This window comes from Humibacillus xanthopallidus, from assembly GCF_044793955.1.
Lineage (GTDB): Bacteria > Actinomycetota > Actinomycetes > Actinomycetales > Dermatophilaceae > Humibacillus > Humibacillus xanthopallidus_C.
In genome coordinates this window covers 2211182-2230782 of sequence record NZ_CP084995.1, presented here as the reverse complement: position 1 = coordinate 2230782, position 19601 = coordinate 2211182, and the positions used below count along the sequence as shown (strand labels likewise).

Annotated in this window: 19 protein-coding genes; 1 reads left to right on the top strand and 18 read right to left on the bottom strand. The window is 71.4% G+C overall.

Annotation, left to right across the window (positions count from 1 at the left end; all coding sequences use genetic code 11):
- Positions 1-35 precede the first annotated feature (35 nt).
- From coaBC to efp, 18 genes are all read right to left on the bottom strand, one after another.
- Entirely contained in the window at positions 36-1274 is a 1239-nt protein-coding gene (gene coaBC / locus LG278_RS09835; protein ID WP_404393603.1) for a bifunctional phosphopantothenoylcysteine decarboxylase/phosphopantothenate--cysteine ligase CoaBC, read from the bottom strand.
- A 30-nt stretch (positions 1275-1304) separates the two neighbouring features.
- Positions 1305-1568, bottom strand: a complete 264-nt coding sequence (gene rpoZ, locus LG278_RS09830; RefSeq protein ID WP_404393319.1) for a DNA-directed RNA polymerase subunit omega — start codon at positions 1566-1568, stop codon at positions 1305-1307.
- A gap of 88 nt (positions 1569-1656) precedes the next feature.
- Positions 1657-2274, bottom strand: a complete 618-nt coding sequence (gmk, locus tag LG278_RS09825) for a guanylate kinase (protein ID WP_404393317.1) — start codon at positions 2272-2274, stop codon at positions 1657-1659.
- A complete protein-coding gene (gene mihF, locus LG278_RS09820) occupies positions 2271-2588 on the bottom strand; it encodes an integration host factor, actinobacterial type (RefSeq protein ID WP_404393315.1) in 318 nt (105 codons plus the stop codon). The genes gmk and mihF overlap by 4 nt, the downstream gene beginning before the upstream one ends.
- 104 nt (positions 2589-2692) lie before the next feature.
- Entirely contained in the window at positions 2693-3142 is a 450-nt protein-coding gene (locus tag LG278_RS09815; protein WP_404393313.1) for a hypothetical protein, read from the bottom strand.
- Positions 3143-3184: 42 nt separating this feature from the next.
- Positions 3185-3646: a hypothetical protein gene (locus tag LG278_RS09810; protein WP_404393311.1), complete on the bottom strand. Its 462-nt coding sequence runs from the start codon at positions 3644-3646 to the stop codon at positions 3185-3187.
- Between the two features lie 151 nt (positions 3647-3797).
- On the bottom strand, positions 3798-4613 hold the full coding sequence (gene pyrF, locus LG278_RS09805) for an orotidine-5'-phosphate decarboxylase (protein WP_404393601.1): 816 nt from the start codon (positions 4611-4613) through the stop codon (positions 3798-3800).
- A gap of 107 nt (positions 4614-4720) precedes the next feature.
- On the bottom strand, positions 4721-5773 hold the full coding sequence (locus LG278_RS09800; protein WP_404393309.1) for a dihydroorotate dehydrogenase: 1053 nt from the start codon (positions 5771-5773) through the stop codon (positions 4721-4723).
- Positions 5773-6672: a dihydroorotate dehydrogenase electron transfer subunit gene (locus LG278_RS09795; protein WP_404393307.1), complete on the bottom strand. Its 900-nt coding sequence runs from the start codon at positions 6670-6672 to the stop codon at positions 5773-5775. Before LG278_RS09795 ends, LG278_RS09800 begins: the two co-directional genes overlap by 1 nt.
- Positions 6669-10070 (bottom strand): carbamoyl-phosphate synthase large subunit, encoded by a 3402-nt coding sequence (carB, locus tag LG278_RS09790; RefSeq protein WP_404393305.1) that lies wholly within the window; start codon positions 10068-10070, stop codon positions 6669-6671. Before carB ends, LG278_RS09795 begins: the two co-directional genes overlap by 4 nt.
- Positions 10071-11255, bottom strand: a complete 1185-nt coding sequence (gene carA, locus LG278_RS09785) for a glutamine-hydrolyzing carbamoyl-phosphate synthase small subunit (protein ID WP_404393599.1) — start codon at positions 11253-11255, stop codon at positions 10071-10073. It lies immediately after the preceding gene.
- A gap of 14 nt (positions 11256-11269) precedes the next feature.
- Positions 11270-12604, bottom strand: coding sequence for a dihydroorotase (locus LG278_RS09780; protein ID WP_404393303.1), 1335 nt, complete (start codon positions 12602-12604; stop codon positions 11270-11272).
- Complete coding sequence (locus LG278_RS09775) at positions 12601-13602, bottom strand: aspartate carbamoyltransferase catalytic subunit (protein WP_404393302.1); 1002 nt, start codon at positions 13600-13602, stop codon at positions 12601-12603. The genes LG278_RS09780 and LG278_RS09775 overlap by 4 nt, the downstream gene beginning before the upstream one ends.
- Positions 13599-14123 carry a bifunctional pyr operon transcriptional regulator/uracil phosphoribosyltransferase PyrR gene (gene pyrR / locus LG278_RS09770; RefSeq protein WP_404393300.1) on the bottom strand — a complete coding sequence of 175 codons (525 nt, stop codon included), beginning with the start codon at positions 14121-14123 and terminating at the stop codon, positions 13599-13601. Before pyrR ends, LG278_RS09775 begins: the two co-directional genes overlap by 4 nt.
- 239 nt (positions 14124-14362) lie before the next feature.
- The gene (locus LG278_RS09765) at positions 14363-15811 is read right to left on the bottom strand and encodes an alanine/glycine:cation symporter family protein (protein ID WP_404393299.1); all 1449 of its coding nucleotides are present in this window, start codon (positions 15809-15811) and stop codon (positions 14363-14365) included.
- Positions 15811-16242 (bottom strand): universal stress protein, encoded by a 432-nt coding sequence (locus tag LG278_RS09760; protein ID WP_404393297.1) that lies wholly within the window; start codon positions 16240-16242, stop codon positions 15811-15813. Before LG278_RS09760 ends, LG278_RS09765 begins: the two co-directional genes overlap by 1 nt.
- Positions 16243-16334: 92 nt before the next feature.
- The gene (gene nusB / locus LG278_RS09755) at positions 16335-16748 is read right to left on the bottom strand and encodes a transcription antitermination factor NusB (RefSeq protein ID WP_404393295.1); all 414 of its coding nucleotides are present in this window, start codon (positions 16746-16748) and stop codon (positions 16335-16337) included.
- 16 nt (positions 16749-16764) lie between these two features.
- Positions 16765-17328 (bottom strand): elongation factor P, encoded by a 564-nt coding sequence (gene efp, locus LG278_RS09750; protein WP_404393293.1) that lies wholly within the window; start codon positions 17326-17328, stop codon positions 16765-16767.
- 209 nt (positions 17329-17537) lie between these two features.
- Between efp and LG278_RS09745 the strand changes: the two genes are divergently transcribed.
- On the top strand, positions 17538-19598 hold the full coding sequence (locus tag LG278_RS09745) for a HelD family protein (protein WP_404393291.1): 2061 nt from the start codon (positions 17538-17540) through the stop codon (positions 19596-19598).
- Positions 19599-19601 lie beyond the last annotated feature (3 nt).

Here is a 19601-nt window from a genome sequence, read left to right as displayed (position 1 = left end):
GCCGATCGGGCCGGTCTGGGCGGTGAGTGTAGTCGTCAGCCGAGCATCGATGACACGGTGTCCCAGAGCGCGTCGGCGACGACGTCCTTGGACGCCGGGCCGATCGTGAGCACCTCGTCCGTGCCGCGGCGCAGCACGTGGACCGTCGTCTCGTCCTGGCCGAAGGTGAGGTCGCGGCCCACCTCGTTGACGACCTGCACGTCGCTGCCCTTGCGGGCGAACTTCGCACGGGCGTGGTCCATGACCGAGCCGTCCGCGTCACCCGTCTCGGCGGCGAAGCTGACGATGAGGGGGCCGCTCCCCCGGGCGGCGCGCTCCTGCACGAGTCCGCGCACGATGTCGGGGTTCTCGACGAGCTCGACACGCAGGCCGGCGTCGGGGTCGCTCGACTTCTTGATCTTGCTGTCGCTGACGGTCACCGGTCGGAAGTCGGCCGGTGCGGCAGCCATGACGACGACGTCGGCCCCAGCCGCGGCGTCCTGCACCGCCGCCTGCAGCTCGAGGGTCGTCTCGACGGGCACGACCCGCACCCCGTCGGGCGTCGGCAGCGACACGTTGGCGGCGACGAGGGTGACCTCTGCCCCGCGGCTGGCTGCCGAGCGGGCGACGGCCCAGCCCTGCTTGCCCGAGGAGCGGTTGCCGAGGTAGCGCACGGGGTCGAGCGGCTCCCGGGTGCCACCGGCGGACACGACGACCCGGCGACCCTCGAGGTCGCGCTCCAGCCCGGCGGCGCCGGGGGTGTCAGCCACGCCCTCGAGGATCGCGAGGCACGCCGCATACAGCTGCTCGGGCTCGGGGAGGCGACCCGCGCCGGTGTCCTGGCCGGTGAGCCGGCCCACGGCGGGGTCGATGACGTGAGCACCGCGCGACCGCAGGGTGGCGACGTTGGCCTGCGTCGCCGGGTGCTCCCACATCTCGGTGTGCATCGCCGGCGCGAAGGCGACGGGGCACCGCGCGGTGAGCAGGGTCGTCGTCAACAGGTCGTCGGCGAGACCGTGGGCCGCCCTCGCGAGGAGGTCAGCCGTGGCCGGCGCGACGACGACGAGGTCGGCGCCCTGGCCGATGCGCACGTGGGGCACCTCGTGCACCGACGTCCACACGTCGGTGGCGACGGGCTTGCCCGACAGGGCCGACCAGGTCGGCGCCCCGACGAAGTGGAGCGCCGCCGCGGTGGGCACGACGGTGACGTCGTGGCCGTTCTCGGTGAAGAGCCGCAGCAGCGACGCAGCCTTGTAGGCGGCGATGCCGCCACTGACACCGAGGACGATGCGCAGCCGGGACGTCGGGCGGCTCATCGGGTCGGGTCAGGACTCGGTCGGCTCGGAGGTGAGCAGGCCCTCGTTGATCTCACGCAGCGCGATCGACATCGGCTTCTCGTGGATCTCGGTCTCGACGAGGGGGCCGACGTAGTCGAGCAGGCCCTCCTGCAGCTGGGAGTAGTAGGCGTTGATCTGGCGCGCGCGCTTGGCGGAGTAGATGACGAGCGCGTACTTGGAGTCGGCGACCGCCAGGAGGTCGTCGATCGGCGGGTTGGTGATGCCGATGGGAGCAGCCTGGGTACCGGACACGGTGATCTCGATTCGTTGGTTTCAGCGGAATGCGGGCCGGTGCGACGCCTCTGCGAGGAGCGGGCGGGGGCACACGGCACGACGGGACTCACCTCTCGGCGCGTCCCGATCTCATCAATGATACGAGTTCTTCGCTCGCACGACGAACGTCGTCGTTGACGACGACCCGGTCGAACTCCGACTGGGCGGCCAGCTCGGCACGGGCGGTGGCGAGCCGGCGCTCCCGCTCGGCCTCCCCCTCGGTGCCGCGCCCGACGAGACGGCGCACCAGCTCCTCCCAGCTCGGCGGTGCGAGGAAGACGAAGAGCGCGTCGGGCCAGGTGTCGCGCACCTGGCGCGCGCCCTGCAGGTCGATCTCGAGGAGGGCGTCGCGCCCCTCCCGGATGGCGCGCTCGACCGGACCCCGCGGGGTGCCGTACTTCGCGGCGCCGTGGACGACGGCGTACTCGAGGAACTGCCCCGCCTCGGCGAGCCGGTCGAACTCGCGGTCGTCGACGAAGTGGTAGTGGACCCCGTCGACCTCGCCGGGGCGCGGCGCGCGCGTCGTCATCGAGACCGAGAACCACACGCCGGGGAAGTAGGTGCGCACGTAGGCGGCGATGGTGCCCTTGCCGACGGCCGTGGGCCCGGCGAGCACCGTCAGGCGACCCGGAGTCGGGGTGTCGGGTCGCGGCTCCGTCGTGCTCGGGGTCTGCTCCGGGCTCACGGCCGCTCGAAGCGGCGCAGGAGCGCCGCGACCTGGTTGGCCCCGAGGCCGCGCACGCGGCGCGACTCGGCGATGCCGACCTCTTCCATGATGGCCTTGGCGCGCACCCGTCCGACGCCGGGCATCGACTCCAGCAGCTCGGTGACCTTCATCTTGCCGATCACCGCGTCGACCTTGCCGTCCTCGAGCACCTCCGCGAGCGATCCGCTGGAGTACTTGAGCCGGTTCTTGACCGCGGCCCGCTCCCGACGTGCTGCGGCAGCCTTCTCGAGTGCTGCTGCGCGTTGCTCAGGCGTGAGCGGTGGAAGGGCCACGGTGTCAGGTCTCCTCGCTGTGTCGGTCGGGTGTTCCCGCCCGAACCTAGCGACCCGCGTGCGACCGGTGCAACGCGGGTGGGCAGGGCGGGTCGTCCTGGGCCTCACTGGCCGAGGTCGATGCCGCAGGTCTCCTTCGCGTGCGCCTCGATGCGCTGGGCGGCGTCCTCGAAGTCCTTCATCTCGGGTGTGACCCCGGACAGGTCCGGCGCATCGGTGGCGAACTTCTCGAAGAGGGTCTGCAGTGAGGCCCACTCGGACTTCACCTCGTCGGGCGCGGTCAGCTCGATCGCCTGGACCGTGGCCACGAACCGGGTCGCAGCGGCCTTGTCCTCGAGCGAGGCCCCCGCCTGGCTCCACTGCGTGTCGGCCGCCTGCAGCGCGGCGCAGTAGGCCGTCGTGTCGGACGCGCCGCACCCGCAGGCCAGGGGGGTCACGGTGAGCGCGACGAGCAGGGCGCGGACGGCGCGGGGTGCAGGGCGCAGCATGAGCACACCGTATGCCGTCCGGCCCGTCACGTCCGCGGTCCCGCTGATCCGGTGGCTGGGCACCATGGCGCGGCGATGCGGTTCAGCGGGGTGACCGGGCCCAGCGGGTCAGGAGATGTCGAGGTTGCACGTGCTCTTGGCGTGTGACTCGATCGTGGCGCCGGCCGCCTCCATCTTGGCCATCGCGTCGGTGACGGCGCTCGTGTTGCCCGACGTCACGGTCTCGACGAAGGTGATGAACTCTCCCCACGCCTGCTTGACCTCCGGCGGGGCGGCGGCCTCGATCTTGCGCACGACCGACAGGCCCTTCTCGAGGGCGGCGCTGTCGCTCAGGCTGCCCGAGATCCCCTCGAGCTCCTGCTGGCCCGACTTGAGCACGTCGCAGTAGGCGCCACCGGCGGCCGTCGCACCCTCCGAGGCGGCGCTGCTGACGACGGACGACGCCGCGGAGGCGGCTGCGCTCGGCGTGGTCGGGGGCGTGGTGCCGGAGCCGCAGGCTGCGGCGAGCGGCAGGACGGCGGTCAGTGCGACAGTGGCGAGGAGTCGGCGGGCCTTCGCGGTGTGAGTCATGGACCATTCTTACCCGGTCGTCGGACCGGGCCCTCACCGAATTCTCGCCGGCCCTTAGCGCCTCCACCGGCCCTCGCCGGCCCTCGCTGGCCCTCGCCGGCCCTCCCCGAGTTCTCGCCGGGGCTCCGCGGATCTGGAGGACCCGCGTGCCTCAGCCGTGCGCGGCGACGAGCCCGTCGGCGACCCTCTGGGTCGCGGCGACGAGCCGGCTCGGGTCGGGGCCGGCCGCGAGGATCTCGCGGCTCGACGACACGAGCACCTGCCCGAGCGCCGGGCCGAAGGTCGCCGCGAGCGAGCCCGCGGTGCCGCCCTGCGCCCCGAAGCCGGGGGCGAGGACGGGGGTGGCCGCGGCGACGAGGTCGAGGCCGAGGCGCTCGACGGCGTCGCCCACCGTCGCGCCGATCACGAGCCCGACATGGCCGAGCTCGAGCCGGCCGTGGGCGCTCGCGTTGTCGGCGCGAGCGCCGTCGACGACGGTGGCCGCGACCGAGCGGCCGTCGCGGATCGCGTGCTGCACGCTGCGCCCCTCGGGGTTGGAGGTGAGCGCCAGCACGAAGAGCCCGCGGCCGGTCCGGGCGGCGAGGTCGATGGCGGGCCGGAGCGACTCGTAGCCGAGGTAGGGGCTCACGGTCAGCGCGTCGGCCGGTGCGACCGCGTCGGGACCCAGATAGGCCTCGGCGTAGGCCGTCATCGTCGATCCGATGTCACCGCGCTTCGCGTCGAGGATCGTCAGCGTTCCCGCCTCGCGCAGCTCGGTGAGCACCCGCTCGAGCACGGCGATGCCCCTGCTGCCGAAGACCTCGAAGAAGGCCGACTGGGGCTTGACCGCCGCGACCCGACCGGCGAAGGCCTCGACACACGTCAGGGCGAAGCGCTCGAGACCCGCGAGGTCGTAGGTCAGGCCCCACTGCTCCACGAGGGAACGGTGTGGGTCGAGACCCGCGCAGAGCGGTCCGTGGCGGCGCATCGCGGACTGCAGGCGGGTGCCGAAGCCGGTGGCCTCCTCGGGCGCCTCCTGGGTCGGCTCCCCGGTCGGCTCCGGGCGCGTCGGGGTCGTCGTGCCGGCCGTGTCGGTCATGCCCTGCCTCCGTCGATCGGGGTGGGTCGAGGCGGGAGCCGGCTCTCGTGGGCAGCCCCGACGACGTCGGAGAAGCGCTGGTGGCCCTTCTCGACGAGGATCTCGGTGAGCTCGTGCAGCACGCGCACGGGAGCCGTCGGGTCGTTGAAGGTCGCGGTGCCTACCTGCACGGCGCTGGCACCGGCGGCGACGAGCTCGAGGGCGTCACGCCCCGTGCGCACCCCCCCGACCCCGATGATCGGCACGACCGGGATGCGGCCCTCAGCCATGGCCTGGCGCACCTGCCAGATGGCCCGAACGGCGACCGGCCGGATGCCGGGGCCGGAGAGCCCGCCGGTGACCCCGCCGAGGTGCGGCCGCATGAGGTCGGTGTCGATGACCATGCCGAGCAGGGTGTTGATCATGGTGAGCCCGTCGGCACCGGCCTTGACGCACGCGGCCGCGATCGCCGTGATGTCGGTGACGTCGGGGCTCAGCTTGGCAAAGACGGGCACGTCGCGTGGCAGCTGCTCGCGCACCAGCGCGATGACCTTGCCCGAGGCCATCGGGTCGCAGGCGAAGACGAGCCCGCGGTTGGCGACGTTGGGGCACGAGATGTTGACCTCGACACCGACGACCGCCTCGAAGGCGCGGCTCGCCCTGAGGGTCGCCGCCACGTGGGCGAACTCGGTGCTCGAGCTGCCGGCGATCGAGGGCAGCACCCGTGCGCCGACCGAGGCCAGCCACGGCAGGTCGTTGTCGACGAAGGCGGCGATGCCCGGACCCTGCAGACCGATGGAGTTGAGCATGCCCGACGGGGTCTCGGCCATGCGCGGGGTGCCTCGACCCGAGCGTGGGTCGGCCATCACCGACTTCGTGACGAAGGCCCCCAGCCGCGAGACGTCGAAGAAGCGGTGCAGCTCGGCCCCGTTGGCGGCGCACCCCGAGGCCGTCATCAACGGGTTGGGCAGCACTCGCCCGAAGCCGAGGTCGACGGTGAGGTCGATCCGAGGGTCGATCTGGGGGTCAGTGCGGGGGGTGACCCCGCGGTCGTGGTCCTGGACGGTCATCAGTGGCCCCCTGTCCTCGGTGCGCCGACGGCGTCGTCGGGCACCCGCGCGTGGTTGCCCTCGAAGGCGTCCCAGCGCACCCGGTCACCGCGGAACACGGGGCCCTCGACGCACGAGCGCACCATCCGGGTCTGCCCGTCGGTGCCGACGACCGGCATGACGCACGTCATGCAGACGCCGACGCCGCAGGCCATGGCCTCCTCGACGGCGACCTGCGCGACCGCGCCGTGACGACCCGCGATGTCGGTGATCGAGCGCAACATGCCCATCGGGCCACAGCCGTAGACCACGCCCGCGCTCGTGCGGTCGATGATGTCGGGCAGCACGTCGCTGACCCAGCCCCGGTGCCCCGCCGACCCGTCGTCGGTGGTCACGGTGACACCGTCACAGCTGCGACGGGCCTCCACGACCCCGAAGAGGCGGTCCTCGCTGGCGGCGCCGAGCACCATCTCGACGTGGCAACCACGTTCGCGCAGCTGGCCGGCGAGCCAGAAGAGTGGGGCGCTGCCGTAGCCACCGCCGACGAGCACGCAAGGAACCGGCTCCGTCGGCAGGGGAAACGCCTTGCCGAGGGGGCCGATGACGTCGACGGGGTCGTGCGGCTGGCGCGCGACGATCCAGCGCGTGCCGGGCCCGACGGCCGAGACGACGATCTCGACCGTGCCGCCGTAGGTGCCGCTCGGGCTGACCTTGTGGATCGAGAACGAGCGGCGCAGCAGGGTCGCGGAGGACTCCCCGCCCACGCCGAGGGCGACGAACTGACCGGGTCGGGCCAGCTCGGCAACGCCCGGCGAGACGAGCGTCAGGTGCTGGTAGGCGCCCACGCGCTTCGTCGCGATGACCTCGGCGACCTCCTGGGCGACGCGCGCGCGTCCGGCAGGGCCGGGCGTGCCGCTCACGCGCCCACCCCCGCCGGGACCGCTGCGTCCGCCGACCCCGTCGCGTCGGCTCCTCCTGCAGCCCGCGCGGCAGCGGGCGCGGTCGTCGACGTGCCCCGGCCGTAGAGGTCGAGGTCGCGGGCGTGGTCCTGCAGCGACTTGACCCGGACCTGCTCCGTCAGCTGCGCCTCGATGCCGAGCACCGCGGCGGCCAGCGTGGCGATCGTCGTGATGATCGGCTTGTCGGCGCTCGTGGTCGCAGCCCGGATGGCGTAGCCGTCGGCGCGGGCGTCCTGACCCGACGGGGTGTTGACCACCATCTGCACCGTGCCGTCGAGGATGAGGTCGACGATCGAGCGCTCCCCCTTGTCGGAGTCGCCGTCGCCGCGCTCGGTGATCTTGCGCACGAGGGTCGCCTCGATGCCGTTGCGCTTCAGCACGGCAGCCGTGCCGGTGGTGGCGAGGATCGTGAAGCCGAGGTCGACGAGTCGCTTGACCGGGAAGAGCATCGCGCGCTTGTCGCGGTTGGCGACCGACACGAAGATGGCGCCCGAGCGCGGCAGGGCCGAGCCGCTGCCCTGCTGGGCCTTGGAGAAGGCCGAGCCGAAGTCGACGTCGATGCCCATCACCTCGCCCGTGGACCGCATCTCGGGCCCGAGCAGGGAGTCGACGGCGAGGCCCTCCTTGGTGCGGAAGCGCTTGAACGGCAGCACGGCCTCCTTGCACGACATGGGTGCGTGGGACGGCATCGAGCCGCCGTCACTGACCGGGGGCAGCATGCCCTCGTCGCGCAGCTCCTGCACCGTGGCGCCGAGCATCACCCGTGCCGCCGCGCTCGCGAGGGGCACACCGGTCGCCTTGGCGACGAAGGGCACCGTGCGCGACGCGCGGGGGTTGGCCTCGATCACGTAGAGGATGTCCTGGGCGAGGGCGAACTGGACGTTCATCAGGCCGCGCACGCCGATGCCCTCGGCGAGCTTGCGCGTCGCGATGCGCACCCGCTCGAGCTCGCCGTCGCCGAGCGTTGCGGGCGGCAGGGTGCACGAGCTGTCACCCGAGTGGATGCCGGCCTCCTCGACGTGCTCCATGATGCCGCCGAGATACATGTCCTCGCCGTCGAAGAGCGCGTCGACGTCGATCTCGATGGCGTCGTCGAGGAAGCGGTCGATGAGGATCGGGTGGTCGGGCGAGGCCTCCGTGGCCCTCTCGACGTAGGTGACGAGGGAGTCGTCGTCATAGACGATGACCATGCCGCGGCCGCCGAGCACGTAGGACGGGCGCACGAGCACGGGGTAGCCGATCTCGCGTGCCACCTCGAGAGCCTCGTCGGAGCTGTAGGCCGTGCCGTGCTTCGGGGCGATGAGGCCCGCCTTGGCGAGCACCTGGCCGAAGGCGCCGCGGTCCTCGGCGAGGTGGATCGCGCTGGGAGACGTGCCGACGATCGGCACCCCCGCGTCCTCGAGCGCCTGTGCGAGGCCGAGCGGCGTCTGCCCACCGAGCTGCACGATGACGCCCGCGAGCGGGCCCGCCTGGGTCTCGGCATGGATGACCTCGAGCACGTCCTCGAGGGTCAGCGGCTCGAAGTAGAGACGGCTGCTCGTGTCGTAGTCGGTCGAGACGGTCTCGGGGTTGCAGTTGATCATGACCGTGTCGAATCCCTTGTCGCGCAAGGCGAACGACGCGTGCACGCACGAGTAGTCGAACTCGACCCCCTGCCCGATGCGGTTGGGTCCGGAGCCGAGGATGACGACCGCGGGCCGCTCGCGAGGAGCGACCTCGGTCTCCTCGTCGTAGGAGCTGTAGTGGTAGGGCGTCGTGGCTGCGAACTCGGCGGCACAGGTGTCGACGGTCTTGTAGACCGGGCGCACTCCGAGGGCGTGGCGCACGCCGCGGACCACGGCCTCCGGCATACGGCGGACCGACGCGACCTGCGCGTCGCTGAAGCCGTGACGCTTGACGAGCCGCAGCAGGTCGGGCGTCAGCTCGTCGGAGGCGGCGAGCATCGCCGCGATGTCGTTGATGAGCTCGATCTGGTCGAGGAACCACGGGTCGATGCCGGTGGCCTCGTGCACCTCCTCGACCGTGCAGCCGCCGCGAAGAGCCTGCTGCACGAGGACGATCCGGCCGTCGGTCGGCACCGTGGCCTCGACGAGCGCCCGCTCGGCCGCGACCTTGGTGATCTCGCCGTCCCAGTGGAACGACGCGCCCTGCTTCTCGAGGGAGCGCAGCGCCTTCTGCAGCGCCTCGGTGAAGTTGCGGCCGATCGACATGGCCTCGCCGACCGACTTCATCGTCGTGGTGAGCGTCGGGTCGGCGGCCGGGAACTTCTCGAACGCGAAGCGCGGCACCTTGACCACGACGTAGTCGAGCGTCGGCTCGAAGCTCGCGGGCGTCTCGCGCGTGATGTCGTTGGGCACCTCGTCGAGCGTGTAGCCGATCGCCATCTTCGCCGCGATCTTGGCGATCGGGAAGCCGGTGGCCTTGGAGGCGAGGGCGCTCGAACGCGAGACGCGAGGGTTCATCTCGATGACGATGATGCGGCCGTCGCGCGGGTTGACCGCGAACTGGATGTTGCAGCCGCCGGTGTCGACACCCACCTCACGGATGATGGCGATGCCGATGTCGCGCAGCCGCTGGTACTCGCGGTCGGTCAGGGTGAGCGCGGGCGCGACGGTGATCGAGTCGCCGGTGTGCACGCCCATCGGGTCGAGGTTCTCGATCGAGCAGACGACGACGACGTTGTCGGCGTGGTCGCGCATCACCTCCAGCTCGTACTCCTTCCAGCCGAGAATCGACTCCTCGAGGAGCACCTCCGTCGTCGGGGAGTACTGCAGCCCCTGGCCACCGATGCGTCGCAGGTCGGCCTCGTCGTAGGCGAAGCCGGACCCGAGGCCACCCATGGTGAAGGACGGCCGCACGACGACCGGGTAGCGCAGCTCCTCGGCCGCGGCGAGCAGCTCGTCCATCGTGTGGCAGATGATCGAGCGCGCCGACTCGGCGCCACAGCGCTCGACGACGCCCTTGAACTTCTCGCGGTCCTCACCGAGGTTGATCGCCTCGACGTTGGCGCCGATGAGGGGGCAGCCGTACTTCTCGAGAACTCCGTTGTCGTGCAAGGAGATCGCGCAGTTGAGGGCCGTCTGCCCACCGAGCGTCGCGAGCACCGCGTCGGGGCGCTCCTTGGCGATGATGGCCTCGACGACCTCTGGGGTGATCGGCTCGACGTAGGTCGCGTCGGCGAACTCGGGGTCGGTCATGATCGTCGCCGGGTTGCTGTTGACGAGGATGACGCGGATGCCCTCCTCGCGCAGCACGCGGCACGCCTGGGTGCCGGAGTAGTCGAACTCGCAGGCCTGCCCGATGACGATCGGGCCGGACCCGATGACGAGGACGCTCTTGATGTCGTCGCGCTTCGGCATTTAGGCGTTCTCTCCCTGCTGGTGCTGGCGTGAGGTCATCAGTTCGATGAAGCGGTCGAAGAGGTATGCCGCGTCGTGGGGTCCGGCGGCGGCCTCCGGGTGGTACTGGACGGAGTAGGCCGGCACGTCGAGGCACTCGAGTCCCTCGACGACGTCGTCGTTGAGGCACACGTGCGACACCCGGGCCCGGCCGAACGGGGTGTCGCTCTCGCGGTCGAGTGGTGCATCGACCGCGAAACCGTGGTTGTGCGCCGTCACCTCGACCTTGCCCGTGGCGCGGTCCATGACGGGCTGGTTGATGCCGCGGTGGCCGTACTTCAGCTTGTAGGTGCCGAAGCCCAGAGCCCGCCCGAGGAGCTGGTTGCCGAAGCAGATGCCGAAGAAGGGGATGCGCCGGCGCAGCACCTCGCGCAGCAGGGCGACCTCACGCTCGGCCGTCGCCGGGTCGCCCGGGCCGTTGGAGAAGAACACCCCGTCGGGGCCGTGCTCCTCCACCGCGAGCACGTCGTCGATGGTGGCGGACGCTGGCAGCACGTGCACCTCGATGCCCCGCTGGGCCATGAGGTGGGGCGTCATCGCCTTGATGCCGAGGTCGATGGCAGCGACCGTGAAACGGGCGTCGCCCACGGCGGGGACGGCATACGCCTCGCTGGTCGTGACCTCGGCTGCGAGCGCGGCGCCCGTCATGCCGGGGCCCGTGCGCACCGTCTCGAGGAGGGCCTCGACCGGACGACCGGCGGCATCGCCGCTGAAGAGGCCGACCCGCATCGACCCCCGCTCGCGAAGGTGCCGCGTGAGTGCCCGCGTGTCGACCTCGCAGACGCCGACGACGCCCTGGTCGACGAGCTCGTCCTCGAGCTCACGGGTGGCGCGCCAGTTGGAGGCCCGGAGGGCGGGGTCGCGCACGACGTAGCCCGCTGCCCAGATGCGCGTGCTCTCGTCGTCCTCGCCGTTGACGCCGGTGTTGCCGACGTGCGGGGCCGTCATGACGATGACCTGGCGGTGGTAGCTGGGGTCGGTGAGGGTCTCCTGGTAGCCGGTCATGCCGGTCGAGAAGACCGCCTCACCGACGGTCTCGCCGAGCGCGCCGTAGGACGAGCCCCGGAAGGTGCGGCCGTCCTCGAGCACGAGCACCGCCGGCTCCCGCCGGCGGCCCGGCCGCCCGTCACGTCCCGGCACGGTCAGTGGTGTCTGGGTGGTCACAGGTCTGCCCCCGGTTTCGCGGTCTTCAGTGGTCGGTGGATGCGCGAGGTCTCCCCGCGCCCGTGGGTGATGCGTCCGGCGTGGACGGTCGCCTCGACCGCTCCGCGGAAGGTGCGGCCGTGCCAGGGGTTGTTGCGCGAACGGCTGCGGCTCGTGGTCGCGTCGACCGTGATCTCGCGCTCGGCGTCGACGAGCGTGATGTGTGCCGGCTCGCCCGCCGACAGCGAGCGGCCTTGCGCCGCAAGGCCGCCGATGCGCGCGGGCGCGATCGACATGACACGTGCGACTCCGGCCCAGTCGAGCAGGCCCGGTCGCACGAGCACCTCGCTGACCACGGACATTGCGGTCTCGAGGCCGAGCATGCCGAAGGCCGCGTCGGCGAAGGCGTGCTCCTTGTCGTGCCGGGCGTGGGGCGCGTGGTCGGTTGCGACGGCGTCGATCGTGCCGTCGACGAGCGCAGCCCGCAGGGCCTCGACGTCCTCTGACGGGCGCAGGGGCGGGTTGACCTTGTAGACGGGGTCGTAGCCCGTGAGCAGGTCGGTCGTCAGGGCGAGGTGGTGGGGCGTGACCTCGGCGGTGACGTCGATGCCCTGTGCCTTGGCCCAGCGGATCACCTCGACGGTGCCTGCGGTCGACACATGGGCCACGTGGACGCGCGACCCGGTGTGCCGCGCGAGCATGACGTCGCGCGCGACGATCGACTCCTCGGCGATGCCGGGCCAGCCGGGCAGCCCGAGCCGGCCGGACACCTCGCCCTCGTGGCAGCAGGCGTCGGGGCCGGCCAGGCGCGGGTCCTGGGCGTGCTGGGAGATGACGCCGCCGAAGGGCTTGACGTATTCGAGGGCGCGCCGCATGACGCGGGCGTCGTGCACGCAGTGGCCGTCGTCGCTGAAGACCCGCACGGCCGCCCGGGAGCGCGCCATGAGGCCGAGCTCGGCGAGCTCGGCACCGGCGAGGCCCTTGGTCACGGCGCCTACCGGCACGACCTGGGTCAGGCCGCAGGCCCGGCCGAGGTCGAGCACGCGCTCGGCGGCCTCGGCCGTGTCGGTGACGGGGCTCGTGTTGGCCATCGCGAAGACCGCCGTGTAGCCGCCCGCCGCAGCGGCTGCCGAGCCGGTCGCGATGGTCTCGGCATCCTCGCGGCCGGGCTCGCGCAGGTGCACGTGGAGGTCGACCAGGCCGGGCAGGGCGACGAGGCCGTCGGCGTCGAGCACCTCGACGTCGCCGCTCGGACGCACCGAGCCGACCTCACGGATGACGCCGTCCTCGACGAGCAGGTCGGCCGCCTCGGCACCCAGCAGTCGGGCGCCCCGGATCAGCAGGCGGCTCATCGGGCGGCTCCTTCGGTCGTGGCGCCGGCCAGCGCAGGCGCTGGCGTGTCGTCGCCGGCAAGCAGGTGGTAGAGCACGGCCATCCGCACCGCGACACCGGCAGAGACCTGGTCGAGGACGACGGACTGGGGTGCGTCGGCGGCCTCGGGCGCGATCTCGAGGCCACGGTTCATCGGGCCGGGGTGGAGCACGAGCACGTCGTCGTTGCGGGCCACCAGCCGGTCGAGGCGGTCGCGGGTGAGGCCGTAGCCGACGGTGTACTCGCGGGCGGTCGGGAAGTAGCCGCCGCTCATCCGCTCGCGCTGCACGCGCAGCATCATGACGGCGTCGACCGGACCGTGCTCGCCGTCTCCGTCGAGAACGGGGTCGAGGTGCCAGCTCGTCGCGAAGCCGTCGGCGGCGCTCCACGCGCCGATGCCGCTCGGCATCAGCGTGGGCGGGGCGACGACCGTCACCCGGGCGCCGAGGGTCCCCAGGGTGATGACGTTGCTGCGGAAGACCCGCGAGTGGGTGAGGTCACCGACGATGACGACGTGCTTGCCGTCGAGGTCACCGAGCCGGGTGCGCAGCGTGTAGGCGTCGAGCAGGGCCTGGGTCGGGTGCTCGTGGGTGCCGTCGCCCGCGTTGATGACGCTGCACCGCACCCACTGGGCGACCTGGTGGCAGGCCCCCGACGCGTTGTGGCGGATGACGAGGGCGTCGACGGCCATGGCGTCGACGGTCATGGCCGTGTCTCGCAGACTCTCGCCCTTGCTCGTCGAGGAGCCCTTGGCCGACAGGTTGATCGTGTCGGCCGACATCCACTTGCCGGCGATCTCGAACGAGCTCCGGGTGCGGGTGGAGTCCTCGAAGAAGAAATTGATGATGGTGCGCCCGCGCAGCGTCGGCACCTTCTTGACCTCGCGGCGCTGGAGGTCGTGCATCGAGGCTGCCGTCTCGAGGATGTCCTCGACCTCGTCGCGGCGCAGGTCCGCCGAGGAGATGAGGTGCTTGGTCATCGGCCCTCTCCCCCACTGATGCGCACGACATCGATGCCGTCGAGCTCGGCGACCCGCACGTGCACGCGCTCGTCGCGCGAGGTCGGGAGGTTCTTGCCGACGTGGTCGGCGCGGATCGGCAGCTCGCGGTGCCCGCGGTCGACGAGGACGGCGAGGCGCACGGCTCGCGGCCGGCCGAGCTCCGAGAGCGCATCGAGCGCTGCCCGGATCGTGCGGCCGGAGTAGAGCACGTCGTCGACGAGGACGACGACCTGGTCGTCGATGCCTGCCGCGGGGATGCGCGACCGGTGTGCCGTGCGCACCGGGTGGCGCCGGAGGTCGTCACGGTGCAGCGTGATGTCGAGCTCGCCGACGGGGATCTGGGTGCCCTCGACGTCCTCGATGCAGGCCGCGAGGCGGCGGGCGAGGGGCACGCCCCGGGACGGGATGCCGAGCAGGACGAGGCCGTCGCTGCCCTTGTTCCGCTCGAGGATCTCGTGACCGATGCGCCGCAGCGCCCGGGAGATGTCGCCCTCGCTCATGACGTCTCGTGCGTCGGCAGGGGTGCTCGAACTGGTGGCGGGCTCGCTCAGGTCAGGGCAGGTCACAGCCGCTGGACCTCCTTCCCCGCCTCACAGGACGGTGGTTAAAGGATGTCTTCGGGCAGGAGTCTAACGCGGGCCTGCGCCGGCTCCGTCACCCGTCCGCGCCTCGGCCCACCCGTTGTGGGCGACGGGTGGGCCGAGGCGGCGTGTCGCGTGCGTCGTGCTGGGAGAAGGGCTCAGCGGTGGGCCATCTCCTTGATCTCGCCACTCTGGACCCGCCCGAAGTAGCTGAGGATCACCGAGCGGATCACCTTGGCCAGGACGTAGAGACCGATGATGTTGAAGACGCCCATCAGGAAGATCATCGAGTCGGAGAAGTTGATGACCGGGCCGAGCGCGGCCACGGCGCCGATGACCGTGAAGATGACGAAGATGACCTTGAAGACGTTCTCAGCGGTGGGGTTGTCACCGAAGAGGTAGGACGTCGCCTTCATGCCGTAGTAGGACCAGCTGATCATCGTGGAGAAGGCGAACATCACCACGGCCACCGCAAGGACGTAGGGGAACCACGGCAGGACGCTCTCGAACGCCCGCGACGTCAGGTTGACCCCACCGATGTCGGAGGCGTCCGGGTCGTTCCAGGCACCCGTGATGACGATGGTCAGGGCGGTCATCGTGCAGATGACGATCGTGTCGATGAAGGGCTCGAGCAGGGCGACGAATCCCTCGGTGGCCGGCTCCTTGGTGCGCACCGCGGAGTGGGCGACGGCTGCCGAGCCGAGTCCCGCCTCGTTGGAGAACGCTGCGCGCTGGAAGCCGACGAGCAGGGCCCCGACCGCGCCACCGACGACGCCCTCGCCGGTGAAGGCTCCGGCGAAGATCTCGCCGATGGCGGCCGGCACGGCCTCGATGCTGCCGAGGATGACGACGAGGCAGGCGGTCAGGTAGAGGACCGCCATGAAGGGCACGATCTTCTCGGTCACCTTGGCGATGCTCTTGATGCCACCGATGATGACGGCACCGACGAGCACTCCGAAGATGACGCCGATGAGCCAGGACAGGTTGCCGAGCGCACCGTCCTCACCGCCGGTGACCTCGATGATCTGGGCGGTGGCCTGGTTGGACTGGAACATGTTGCCGCCACCGAGCGACCCGCCGATCATGCAGACCGCGAAGGCCGCGGCGAGGAACCTGCCGAGCTTCGCCTTGCCCTGCGCCGCGAGGCCGTCGCGCAGGTAGTACATCGGCCCGCCCGACACGGTGCCGTCGGCGTGCTCGCGGCGATACTTCACGCCGAGCATGCACTCGGCCATCTTCGTGCTCATCCCGACGAAGCCGGCCACGATCATCCAGAACGTCGCGCCCGGCCCGCCGATCGCGACGGCGATCGCGACTCCAGCGATGTTGCCGAGCCCGACCGTGCCGCTGACGGCGGTGGCAAGCGCCTGGAAGTGCGACACCTCGCCGGCGTCGTTGGGGTCGGAGTACTTGCCGCGGACGAGGTTGATCGCGTGGCTGAAGCCGCGGATGTTCATGAAGCCGAGCCACACGGTGAAGAAGATGCCGGCGACGACGAGCCAGACGACGATGAACGGGACCGCCACCCCGCCGATCGTCGGCGCGTAGAAGACGATCGCGGTGAGCCAGTCGGAGAAGGCGGTGAAGGCGTTGACGACGGCATCCATCAGGGCACCACCGTCACCGGGATGGGCGAGGTGTGCACGAGGCGCATCACGACGCTGCCGAAGATGGCTTCTCTCAGACCGCTGTCACCGGTGCGGCCGACGATGATGTGCTCGGCGCCGAGCTCGTCGGCGATGTCGATGAGCGTCTCCGACGGGTTGCCGTGGCGGATCTCGACCTTGGCGGCGCGTCCGGCTGCCTCGACGAGCCGCACCATCGGGGCGATGACCTGCTCCTGGGCGGCCTCGATCTCGGCCTTGCGGCGAGCGGGCCGCTCGTCGTTCTCGCTGGGGGTGTTGAAGGAAAAGGGCGACCAGTTGATGACGTGGGCGACGACGAGCTGCAGGTCCTCTGCACTGGCCCGCGCGAGGGCGAACTCGACCGCCCGGGTCGAAGCCTCGCTGTTGTCGACGCCGATGAGCACGACTGCCATGGATTCCTCCTCGTTGGCTGGGAGGATCCTGAGAATTTCGGTAACCAGCGGGTAGCACCATGCCCCACCACGAACGTCACCGATTCGTGACCTCAGACGATGGTCGCCTTGACCTCTGCGAGCCGGCCGAGCAGTCCGTTGACGAAGGCGGGCGACTCATCGGTCGACAGGTCGGTCGCGAGCGCGACGGCCTCGGAGATCGCCACGGCGTCAGGGATCTCGTCGTTCCAGAGGACCTCCCAGGCACCGAGCCGCAGGATGGCGCGGTCGACGGCGGGCATGCGGTCGATCGTCCAGCTCTGGCTGTAAGCGGTGAGGGCGGCGTTGATGTCGTTCCAGCGCCCCACGACGCCGCGCACCAGGTCGGCGGTGTAGGGGTTGTTGCCCGCACGGGACTCGCGGTCGGACAGTCGCTCGTCGAGGAGGGTGACGGCGTTGATGCCGCGCTGGTCTGCCTCGAAGAGGATGTCGAGAGCCCGCGTGCGGGCTTTGCTGCGTGCTGACAAGGGGATTCGCGTCCGCTCAGTCGTTGACGCGGCCGAGGTAGGACCCGTCGCGGGTGTCCACCTTGACGCGCGTGCCGGACTCGAGGAAGAGCGGCACCTGGATCTGGGCGCCGGTCTCGAGGGTGGCGGGCTTGGTGCCGCCGGTCGAGCGGTCGCCCTGCAGGCCCGGCTCGGTGTGGGTGATCTCGAGCACGACCGACGCGGGCAGCTCGACATAGAGGGGTGCGCCCTCGTTGGTGGCCACGATGGCGTTCTGGTTCTCGAGGAGGTAGTCGGCAGCGCCGCCCACCACGGTCTCCGACACGTTGATCTGGTCGTAGGTGTCGGTGTCCATGAAGACGAAGTCGGTGCCGTCCTTGTAGAGGTACTGCATCGTCCGCTTGTCGACGTTGCTCGTCTCGACCTTGGTGCCGGCGTTGAAGGTCTTGTCGACGACCTTGCCCGACAGCACGGCCTTGAGCTTGGTACGCACGAAGGCGGGACCCTTGCCCGGCTTCACGTGCTGGAACTCGACGACGGACCAGAGCTGTCCCTCGAGGTTGAGCACCATGCCGTTCTTCAGGTCATTGGTCGAAGCCATCGTCGTGTAACCACTTTCGTATGCCGTCCGGCCCGCCGCGCGCGCCGAGGCCCGCCCCGGCCGGGGCAGGTGCTGTCTGGGGGGAGTTGCCGCGCAATTCTAGCCGTGAGCCGCGCTGATCGAAGAATCGTCGGCCTCTGCCCGGAGCCGTCTGCGCGGTATCGTGGTCGGCTCCCCCGCCCCCTGCTCTCCGTGAGAGGTGCCTCGTCATGCCTGCGTCCGCCCCGCCCGCCGGCGACCTCGAGCGCGAGCAGGCCTACCTCGACCACGCCCGGGCCGAGCTGGCCCGGATGCGCACGTCGGCTGAGCAGCTCGACGCGTCGAGGGCGAGCGACGCGATCTCCGGCGAGGTGCTGAGCCGGGTGCTCGCGCGGCGCATCGCCTCGCTCCAGGACGACCCCCGCACGACCCTCTTCTTCGGGCGCATCGACCTCGAGCCCGTCGACGGGCCGGCCGAGCAGTTCCACATCGGACGGCGACACGTCTCGGACGAGGCCGGCGACCCCGTGGTCGTCGACTGGCGCGCCCCGATCTCGACCGCCTTCTACCGCGCGTCCCCCGTCGACCGGATGGACGTCGTGCTCCGGCGTCGCTTCGGGGTCGATCGCGGTCGTCTCACCGCCCTCGAGGACGAGCACCTCGTGTCCACGGGCGGCGTGACGTCTGCCAGTGACACGGCAGCCTCGGGCTCCCTCCTCGCGGCCGAGATCGAGCGCCCCCGCACCGGCCCCATGCGCGACATCGTCTCGACGATCCAGCCCGAGCAGGACGAGATCGTGCGAGGCGAGCTCGGCGTCAGCATCTGCGTGCAGGGCGCACCCGGCACCGGCAAGACCGCGGTCGGCCTGCACCGAGCGGCGTGGCTGCTCTACTCGTTCCGCGAGCGCCTCGACCACTCGGGCGTGCTCGTCATCGGCCCCAACCGCGCGTTCCTCGACCACATCGCGGCGGTGCTTCCCTCGCTCGGTGAGGTGCGGGTCGGGCACGCCACCATCGAGTCGCTCCTCGACCACGGCCGGGCCCGGGGCACCGACACCGCAGAGGTCGCGACCCTCAAGGGCGACGCCCGCCTCGCCGCGGTGCTGCACCGGGCCACCTGGAGCCAGGTCCGGCCTGCGACGGAGGCGCTCGTGGTGCCGCGGGGGGTGCGCAAGTGGCGCGTGCCGGCATACGTCGTGCAGGAGATCCTCGACGAGCTCGTCGCGCGGGGAGTGCGCTACTCGGCCGCTCGCGACCTGCTGCCGCAGCGTCTCGCCCACCACCTGCTGCTCGAGATGGAGCGCGCGGGTGACTCCCCCGACGACCGGGTGCAGGACGCCGTGGCGAGGTCGGCCGCGGTCAGGAAGTATGTCTCGTCCGTGTGGCCGGCCCTCGACCCGCAGGGTGTGCTGCACCGTCTGTGGTCCGACGCCGACGCCCTGCGTGCTGCGGCCGGTGCCGACCTCACCGAGCAGGAGCAGTCGATGCTCTTGTGGCACAAGCCTGCTCGCACGAAGGGCGCGGCCCGCTGGTCACCCGCGGACATGGCTCTGCTCGACGAGCTCGACGACCTGCTGCGGCGCGTGCCGAGCCTGGGTCACGTCGTGCTCGACGAGGCGCAGGACCTCTCCCCCATGCAGCTGCGGGCCGTCGGCCGCCGGTGCTCGACCGGGTCGGTCACCGTGCTCGGCGACATCGCCCAGGGCACCACGCCCTGGGCGACCGCGTCGTGGGACGACGCGATGCGCCACCTCGGCAAGGAGAAACACGACCTCGTCGTGCTCGACCGCGGCTTCCGCGTGCCGGCCGTGGTGATCGAGTATGCCGCCCGCCTCCTGCCCGTCATGGCGCCGGGGCTCGGCGCGCCGGTCTCGGTGCGTGACAACCCGGGTCGGCTCCAGATCCGCCCCGCTGCCGTCGACGACCTCGACGCCGAGGTCGTGCACGCGGTCGAGCAGGCGGCAACGGCACCCGGCTCCGTCGGCGTCATCGCCCCCGACCGCGACGTCGAGCGGGTCTCCGCCGCGCTCGAGGCCGCCGGGATCGCGCACGGGCGGCTCGACCGCGACCACGGCGACGACGAGGACCGCCAGGTCGAGGTCGTGCCGGCCAGCGTCGCCAAGGGTCTGGAGTTCGACCGCACCGTCGTCGTGGAGCCGGCCGCCATCGCGGCGGCTGAGCCCGACGAGCGCACGGGGCTTCGCCGGCTCTACGTCGTGCTGACCCGCGCGGTGTCGGAGCTGACGATCGTGCACGCCCAGCCCCTGCCCGAGGCCCTCGGCGCGGCGTGACGG